Annotated in this window: 2 protein-coding genes; both read right to left on the reverse strand. The window is 33.0% G+C overall.

The genetic code is table 11. The features are described from left to right. Positions 1–138 precede the first annotated feature (138 nt). Positions 139–1,128, reverse strand: a complete 990-nt coding sequence (locus ACQ654_RS02685) for a TauD/TfdA family dioxygenase (RefSeq protein WP_430408771.1) — start codon at positions 1,126–1,128, stop codon at positions 139–141. Next, complete coding sequence (locus ACQ654_RS02690; RefSeq protein WP_430408772.1) at positions 1,125–10,337, reverse strand: amino acid adenylation domain-containing protein; 9,213 nt, start codon at positions 10,335–10,337, stop codon at positions 1,125–1,127. Before ACQ654_RS02690 ends, ACQ654_RS02685 begins: the two co-directional genes overlap by 4 nt. Positions 10,338–10,425 lie beyond the last annotated feature (88 nt).

The raw sequence follows: 10,425 nt of genomic DNA on the forward strand, positions 1-10,425 counted from the left end.
GCTGTCATTGCGGATAAAATGAAGCAATCTGTTAAAATTAGGTTATCGATTTACAGCTTGTTTCATAGTTAATATTTTTTCGCAAAGACGTCTTTTTAAAATTTTCAGACTGCTTGTTTTTTATTGGTAATTAGATTGTTATGAGATGGAAACAATAATTTTTCGTTCTCCTTTGTATGGTCGTCGTCCGTGCGAGAATAACATGTTGTCCAAGAATAATACATCGCCTTCTTCCCAAGGAAATGTGATGGTTGCTTTTTCGTACGCATTTTTTATTTCTTCTATTTCTTCTTTAGATATTTCGGTTCCGTCACCAAAGAAAGTATCGTTTGGAAGGTCATCAAATGAGTTTACAGAGTTTAGTACCGATTCATCTAACATGTATTTGTTGAAGAATAATCCGTGATTGAACCATATTTCTTCATTTGTGGTAGGATGATTCCAGATCGCTTTTTTAGTCCAGGTTAGAATTAGTGTTTCTTCATCTTTCCATTCGAAATTCATTCCTGTTCTTTTGCATTCTTCTTCTACGTCTTGTTTGTTTGAGGTTTGAAATACTTCTTGCCAATTCAACCCTAATAATCCACTAAGATTTCTTCGGTATTGCACTCCTTTTTCTAGAAATTTAGCTTTTGTTGCTTCACTTAAGTTTGCTATAATTATTCTGTTGTCTGCAATTGGAGTTTCTCCTTGTTCAATAGCCGCAGTAATACAACAAAATACGATTCGCTCTGGATGATTTGGCGCATACGAACTTTCACTATGCATTTGTATTGTTTGATCTTCCGGATAGGTTGTGGATACATATACATTGTCTGTTAGTGAATAGCGTGGTGATGATCTCATTTTGTATTCTAATAGATCATTTGGAAAAATAGTCATTAAGTGCTGAAACTTTTCTACCGTATTTATTTTGAAATCTCTACATAGTATTGCGCCATGTTTTAGAAGATTGCTATTGAATTTTGTTAGATTTTTTTCAATCCAATTGCGCAGATTTAACCCAGAAATCATAGGCTTCTTCACTAATGGAAACTGTAATTCACCGTCAAAAAATGAGGTACTTACTTCTTCTTGGTTTGTTACTTCTTTAACTTTTATGTTTTTTAATCTTGCGAGTCGGTTCATAACATTTGTTTTTTCAGCCTGTTACTATTTATGTTTTTGAGATTTTTTAATGCTGTACGTGGCGATTTTTTAGGGTTTGAAATTGCTACAGATGTTTTTAATGTCGTTAGCATTTCCGTTGGATGATTCAAGAATTTTTTGAATAGTATGGTATAGTTTGATACGATATCTTTTATGATTGCTTCTTCATATTTGGTAGTATTGTATCTGAAATTGATTTCAATTGCCGTTTCAAACGGAACTACAATAATGTCAAAATCAAAACTTGGTTCTTCAAATACTTCTGGCGATTCTATGTTGATTGCATCCGTATTTTTCACTGTTTCTTCTTGCAATGGCAAGTTTTCAAATGTTACCGTATGATGAATTAATTCTTTTCCTAATTCATTTTGATATTGAATTTCTGAGAGTCCTAAGTAATGATGATCATTTCCGCCTAAAGCCTTGTCTTTTATCGTTTCTAAATAGCCAATTACAGTATCGTTTTCGGTATAATTGATTCGTACAGGAATGGTGTTTATAAATAAACCGACCATGTTTTCTACACCTTGTAATTCGGCTGGTCTTCCAGAAACAACCATTCCAAAAACAACATCATTTATGTTATTGTAAAGTGAGATTAAATATCCCCAAACACCTTGTATGAATACGTTTTGTGTGATATTATGTTTGATACAAAATGTGTCTAACGCTGTATATAATTCGTCTTTTACATGCAACATTTCAATAGCCATTTGAAAGCTTTTTTCTTCCGTTTGATTTTTGATGACAAATGGTTTTGAAATTTTGTTGTTGTATCCTGATAGATAGTTTTTCCAATACATTAATGAATCTTCATTTTTAAAACTTTCTAATAGTTGAATGTAGGTTGCATATACTGCTGGAACTGGCAATTTTGCTTCCGTTTTTGTGAGTGTTGTTTGTATGAGTTGTAAGTATTCATCAATGAGAATGTTTGCACTCCAAGCGTCCATGAGTATGTGATGGTAACTCCAGATAAAGTGAAAAGTATTGGTCGTAAGTTGTAATACTTTCAATCTAATTTGAGAAGTATCTTCTAAATTAAAACCTGTTTCTCGATCGGTTAATTTTATATTTTTGATGTATGTTTCTTTGTCTTCATCTTGAAGATTTTCAGGCATTATTTCACTAGAAAAATTACCTTTTACACCATTTCTCACTATTTGTAAAATTTCACCAGCATAATCGTTACTAAAACTCGTTCGCAAAACTGCATGTCTGTCAATTAGTTTTTGATATGCTTTTTCTATTACAGAAAGCGTAAGTTTAGGTACTGTAATCGTAAATGATGTTTGCTCAAAGTATAATGTTGTAGATGCATTGGACAGCCATAAGAAATACATTCCTTTTTGTAATGGCGATAGTTTATAGATGTCTACAACTGTATTGTCTTTGTTTATTTTTACAATATCTTTTACCGAAAGTCCTTTATATGTAAGATCTGACGGCGTTTTATAGCTTTTTGTTTCTGTTGCAAAGTCTGTGATAAATGCTTGCAATTGTGTTTTGTATGCCGTAATTAGTTTTTGAATCGTGGTTTCTTTGTGAATTGCTTTCGAATATCGAATTGACATGTGTAAAGCTCCTTTTACTAACATTCCTGAGATGTCAAGTAGGGTATCATGTCCGTTTTCTGGCGCTACATTTTTTCCAATTGATTTTGAAGAAAATTCAAAAAGTGTATTTGATTCGTCACCAACATTGTTTCCAAAATCTCCGAGATAGTTAAACGTTATTGAAGCGTTATTTTTCGGGTTGAAATCAGAAGTTAAGTAACGTAAGATTCCATATCCTATTCCTTTGTTGGGAATTTTTCGAAGCGCTTCTTTTACATAGATTAGATTTTCTCTTTTTTTATTTGATTTCGACAAGTCTAAAACAAACGGAAACATAGAAGTAAACCAACCAATTGTTCTACTAATATCAATATCTTTTAGGATGTCTTCACGACCGTGACCTTCCATTTGAATGATGGTTTGTTCTTGTTGAAAGACATCTTTTATGGCTAGCCCTAAAGTCGTTAGTAAAATATCATTGATTTCGGTTTTATATACATTTGGAATTTTTGTTTGTAATAAAGTGGTTTCTTCTTCTGTTAATGAAAATAGTTGTTTGCTTTCCAGCTGTATTACTTCATTTACCTCATAATCAACAACTAATGGTTGTACTGTAGCATTTGAAATTGTGTTCCAATATTCTTTCTCCGTAATCATTTCTGGACTTGTAGCATGTTCTTTTTGTGCTGAAGCCCAATTCATAAACGCGTCCGTTTTTAATGGTAATTGTATGTTGTTTTCTGTACTGAATTGTGTGTATGCTGTAGAAAAATCTTCTAATAATATACGCCACGAAATTCCGTCAACGACTAGATGATGTATGATGAGTGCAATGTAATCGCCGTCATTTTGTTTGAAATACCCAACTTTTACTAACGGTCCGGTTGTGATGTCAATTGACGCTTGCAACGCACTTCCCAATTCCTCCATTTTTGCATCAGCATGTGCTTCGTTTCGAAGATCATATTCATGTAGTTCATAATGTTCATGAGTAGTTGCCTGATTGATTTGCTTCCAAGAAGTTTCTTCCTTCGTATATTTCATACGCAACGCATCATGATGTGCTACCAATTTTGAAATACATTTATGAATGGTTGTAATGTCTAAAGTTGTCTCACTTTTTAATAATACAGATTGATTGAAATGATTCGGAATTGTAATTGCTTCATTCGTAAAAAAGTACTGTTGTATTGGCGTTAAAGCTACTACTCCATTCACCTCATCTTGTGGTATTGTACGTGTTTGTGTTGTGATGAGTTTTGCTAAACTTTCTACAATTGGGTTTTGTAGTATGTGTTCTACTTTTACTTGATATCCTTTTTGCTTGAGTCGCGCTACAATTTGAATTGATTTGATAGAATCGCCACCTAAGTTGTAAAAATTATCATGAATTCCTATTTGTTTGCGCTTTAATACATCTTCCCAAACTGCAATTAATACTTTTTCTTTGTTTGTAGTGGGCGCAATGTAAGTTTCACTGCTTTCTAATTCTGCTGTATTTATCGCTACTAATGCTTGTGTATCTCTTTTTCCGTTTGGTGTTAATGGAATTTCCGCAACTTCAATTGTATAGTTAGGCAACATATACGTTGGTAATTTGTTCATTAAAAAGCTTCTAATTGTTGCGCTTTTTTGTGTTTGCGTTGCTACTATAAAAGCGATCAATTCTTTTGTTCCTTCTTCAATTTCTTTTACACAAACAACCGCTTGCGTTATTTCTGGATGTGTTCGTAATTGTCGTTCTATTTCCTGAAGTTCTATACGATATCCATTTATTTTTACTTGATTATCAATTCTTCCAAATAATACAATATTTCCATCTGGAAGCCATTTTGCAAGATCGCCTGTTTTGTATATGCGTTCATTTTCTTTAAAAGGATGCGGAATAAATTTTTCAGCAGTTAGCTTGTTTCTGTTTAAATATCCTTTCGCTAACCCTTTTCCGCTTATGCAAAGTTCTCCAACGATGCCTTCAGCTTGCAAGTTGTTTTCAGTATCTAATATGTATGCTTCCGTATTTGCAATTGGTTTTCCTATTAGTACTTTTGATGCTGTTTTTCCAACTTCATATATCGTACATCCTACAGTAGCTTCCGTAGGTCCGTATTCGTTATATATTTTAATGTTAGGATTTAGATTTCGTAGAATTCCAACATGATGTTGCGTTAGTATATCACCGCCAACAATGGCTATTTCAACTGCAGTTTTAGTAATTCCGATTTTTGGCAGAATACTAATATGTGCTGGCGTAATTTTAATACATGAAATAGTACTTTCAAAATATTGTTTTAGTTGTTCTGAAATGTCTTCATCTTCGTTAGATACGACTAATTTTCCGCCACTTACTATTGGTAAGAATACGCTTGTTACCGTTAAATCGAAAGATAATGAGGTGAATAAACCAAAATCTGTATTTGTTAGGGTATTATTTGTTAAGTAATAACCTTTTGCCCATTGTACATAATTTGCTAATGAACCGTGTGTTAACTGTACTCCTTTTGGTTTTCCTGTACTACCGGAAGTGTAAATTACATACGCTAAATTTGCTGGTATTGGTTGTTCTAAGTTGGTATTATCGGTTGTAAATGTTGCTTGTTTTTGTTTAAAATCCGCTATGATTTCTTTTGTGATACATACTTTATAATTTGTTTCTTCTTGTATGAATTGTATCCTTCTTTTTGGGTAATTTAAATCTAAAGGAACATATGCCGATCCACATTTTAGAATTGCCATTATTGAAATGAGCATCCATTCACTTTTTTCTAAATGAATTCCTACCATATCTTCTAGTGTGATGTGATAGTTTTCACTTAAATAGTTTGCAAATTGACTTGATATTTCATCAAGTTCAACATATGTAAAACTCTTGTTGTTAGCTTGTAAAGCAATGGCAGTCGGCGTTTTTACAACTTGATGTTGAAACATATCCAATGCCGTATCCAACACATTGTATTCCGTTTTAGTAGTATTGAAGCTTAGTAATTGCTTGTTTTTTTCTACTTCCGTGAGATAGGTTATGTTCTTAATTTTTTCTTCAGAATTCGCCAAGACCGCTTCTAACAATTGCTTGTAATGCTTTGTTAGGTTGTGAATCATGTCTGCATCGTAAATACTGGTATTGTATGTAATGCGTACCTGAATTCCTTCCGAAACTTCTTTACAGATGATATCAACATCTAGTTTTGACATTTTGAAACCTGTATCGCGAATTTCATCAGAATGTAGTGTTTCTAAGTTGTTGTCTTTTTTCGTATTTGCATTGTGCATGGTTAGCATTACATCAAATACGGCATTTCTATTGGCATCTCTTTTTATGTCTAGTTTTTCAACCAAACGATCAAAAGGATATGCTTGATGTTCGTAAGAAGCTAGCGTGTTATTTTTTATTTTTTCGTAACACGTTATAAAACTATCATCTCCCTGTATTTCATTGCGCAAAGCAAGTGTATTTACATAGAATCCTATTTGGTTTTCCAACGCAATATCGTCTCTTCCTGCAACCGAAGTTCCGATAATAATATCTGTACTCGAACTGTATTTTTGTAAGAGAAGATTCCAAACGGCAAGCAAACTGATGAATAGACTTCCGCCTTGTTCTTTACTAAACGTTTTTAGTTTTTCTGTTGTTTCTTTTGAAATGTACGTTTCTACACCATTTCCTTCATATGATTTTACCAACGGACGTTTTGTGTTTGTTGGCAAATCCAATACAGGTAATTCTCCAGCTAAATGATGCAACCAATACGCTTCATGTATTTTGAACGTTTCTTCATTTATTTTTTGCAATTGCCATGCGGCATAATCTTTATATTGAATGTCTAGCTTTGCAATGGTTGCTGTTTCATTTTTTTGATACGCTTCATAGAAACGCATGATATCTTTTGCCAATATTTCCATTGACCAACCATCACTTATGATGTGATGCATGTTGTAATAGAGTACAAATTTTTCTTTTGAAACTTGCAGTACAGCAACTCTTAGTAATGGGCCTGTTGCAAGGTTGAAAGGTTTGTACGAATCGTTTGTGATGTATGCTCTTGCACTTTTTTCTGGAGATTCGGCATCACTATAATCTATATATTCAATGTTGAATCCGAGTGCTTCTTTTGATAGAATCCATTGGCGTATTTCACCTGACGCATCTACTTTACATACCGTACGAAGAATTTCGTGTCGTTCTATCGTAGCATGAATTGCTTTGTCTAAATTTCTAAAATCGTAGGTTCCATCCAGAATAATGTCATATGGCATGTTGTATGCCGTTGATAATGCTTCAAATTGACTTAATACCCATAATCGATATTGTGATGGAGATAACGCATATCCCTGTTCTGATATCGCTACTTTTTGAATGTTTTTAGTACTTGATACAGTATTGCTTAATAGTCCACTTGCTACCAACGCTTCAATTGTTGGCATAGCAAAAATATCGTGTACGCTGAGTTTACAATTGAATTCTTTTTTAACAATATTGATGAATTTCACAATTTTTAAACTGTGTCCACCAAGTTCAAAGAAGTTGTCGGTAAGTCCAATTGGAGCAACATCTAATAAGTTTTCCCAAATGGCAACAATTCGTTTTTCAAGATTCGATTGCGGCGCACTGTATGTTGCCTGCGTTGTGTGCTGAATTTCTAAAGCTAGTAATGCTTTTTTATCCGTTTTTCCGTTTGATGTTATCGGAATTGCATCCAAAACCATATAATGGTTAGGAAGCATGTATTCTGGAAGTTCTCGTACTAATTGAGTTCGAACTGCATCTATTTGTATTTCTGTTCCAACTATATATGCGACAATGCTTTTTTCACCATTTTTTTCTTTTACTAGTACAACTGCTTGATTGATATTTTCATGCGTTGTTAGTGCATATTCAATTTCACCAAGTTCTATACGATAACCTCTTATTTTTACTTGATCGTCTTTTCTACCTTCAAATACAATATTTCCATCTGGAAGCCATTTTCCAAGATCGCCTGTACGATACAGTTTTTCTCCTTTTTGGAATGGATTTGGAATAAATTTTTCGGCTGTTAGCTCAGGTTTGTTAAGGTAATTTTTTGCCAAACCTGTTCCAGCGATACATAGTTCTCCAGGAATGCCAATTGGACTTAGTTTTGTTGAATTTGGCTCTAAAATATATACATGTCTGTTTGTAATAGGTTTTCCAATAGGAATTGTCGTATTGTTAAGATTATTCACCTTGTAATACGTTGCACAAACAGTACTTTCTGTTGGTCCGTAGGTATTGTAAATAGCAATATTACCCCATAGATTATCTATATAATTTGGTTTTAAAATATCGCCTCCACTTATGAGAATTCTAAATTTGAAGTTATATTCTTGATCAATTTGATTCAAATATTGCAACGCAAATGGATTGGTACTTAAAATGGTAATTTCATGTTGTTCGCATGCTTGAAGCAATCCTTCAAAATCATTATTATTTTTTTGAATAACCAATGCGCCACCGCTACTCAGAATCGGGAATATTTCTTCTATGGACGTATCAAAAGAGATACTCGCTTGTTGTATGAGTTTGTCAGTAGTATTTATATTGAAATATTCTTGACATGTACGCGTATAATCTAGTAAGGAACAATGTGTGATTTGAACTCCTTTTGGGTTTCCTGTAGAACCTGACGTGTAGATTACATATGCTACATCTTCAGCTGAAATAGTTGGTGTAATTGTTCGTTGATATTTTTCCTTTTCAGTTCTAAACTTAGCAATAAGTTCATCATTTATAATCAACTTGCAATCGCTATCCGTATAGATGTATTTTTTTCTTTTTTCAGGATAACTTGGATCTATTGGAACATAAATAGCTTCCGTTTTTAGCACTGCATAGATTGCAATAATCATCCATTCATTTCGCGCTAATTCAATTCCTAGATAATTTCCTTTTTCAATTTCAAAATTAGTGACTAAGAAGTTTGCCAATTGACTACTATACTGATCTAATTCCGCATACGAAATGTACTCATTTTCAAATATTAAAGCCGTTTTATTAGGTTGCTTTTTTGCTTGTGCTGTTAATAAATCTACAACAGTAATTGTTTTATCACGAGTATGTATTTCAGAATTGAATTCATAAAGAATTTTGTCTTCTTCTTCCTTAGAAATAATCGCTATAGCTGTTAGTGTAGTTTCTGGTTGCTGTAAACCGTTGCTAATGAAATGTTCAAAGTGTGAAATGAATTGCGTTATAAAGCGTTCTTCAAACAGATCTGTATTGTATTCTACATTTAATAGTAATTCTGTTCCTTTTTCTTCAAATATAAATGTAATGTCTTGCTGACTTACGCCTCTTTCTATTTCATCATATATAGACGTTTGTATGCCTTGAATTTCTTTTTCATCATTAATATCTAACGCTCTATGATTTTGCAATAAAACCATAATGTCAAATAGTGGCGATCTGCTTTGATCTTTAGGAATTGACAACTGTTTTACCAATTCAGTAAACGGATATTCTTTGTTGTCGTATGCTTTGAGTAACGTAGTTTTCTGCTTTTGTAATAACGTCAAAAACGAATCATCCGTCGCAAATTTGGTGCGAATTGGTAAGGCATTGGAAAATAATCCTATTAGATTGGTCAATTCATCATTTGATCTTCCAGCAACTGTGGTTCCTAATGTTATATCTGTTTGACCAGTATATTTTGAAAACACACCATTGATACTTCCCAATAACATCATAAACAGCGTCATTTGATGCTCTTTCGTAAATGTGTTTATGTTTTGTATGAGTGTTGTTGAGAATTCATGACTATATACACAACCATTGTACGTTTTTTTAATTGGACGCGCTTGGTAGGTTGGCAATTCTAATACAGGAACAGCTTCTGAAAAGACTGTTTTCCAATAGTTTAGTTTATTTTGATATTCTTTAGTAGCTAAACTATCCGTTAACCATACACTGTAATCTTTGTATTGAATGCTTAATGTTGGCAATGCAATTGGTTTGTTGTGTACCAAACTATTGTACACTTTCATGACTTCTTTTGCCAATATTTGTAACGACCAACCATCACCAATAATATGATGAATTACAAATAATAAGATGTGCTTTTTATCGCATCCAATCAATTTTGCTCTTACTAGTATTTCTTTGTCTAGTTTAAATGCTTTTTGGTATTCTTTTTCTACTTCTGCTTCAATACTTGTTTTTGAAAAAGTTGAAAGTTTTTTGTGTAAAAGTTGAAACGTACTTGTTTCCGGAGCTACAACATGTTGTACAATTTCTTCTTCCGTATTTTTTATAAAAATAGTACGAAGTGAATCATGCCGTTTTATGACAGTTTGAAATGCTTGTGTTAAAAAATCAACATTCAAATCGCCATCTAACTGTAGTGTAGACGTGATGTTATATGCCTTATTTCCACCAAGATGTTCATGTGTAAACCACATAAAATATTGAGTTGGAGTCAAAGGATAATTATTGTCAAGATTGGTTTTAGGAATCTTTACTTTTGGAGCTAATAGTTGTACTAAAAAATCCTTATTGGACTTTATCTCCGTAAGTAATTCTGGAGTCAACGCACCTTTTGGCGCATTTACTTTTAGATTTCCATCTACAACCTTTACTTTAATATTTAAAGAAAGTAATTTGTTAATTAAATCTTTTTTCACAAAAATCGGTTTTTACTGATACGCACGCGAGTACGTATGAGAAAATAGTTGGTTATAAGTTTGAATGGTTTGCTTTAAAAAGCGTATT

Origin of the sequence: Kordia sp. (assembly GCF_965283645.1) — a bacterium.
Classification (GTDB): Bacteria; Bacteroidota; Bacteroidia; order Flavobacteriales; family Flavobacteriaceae; genus Kordia.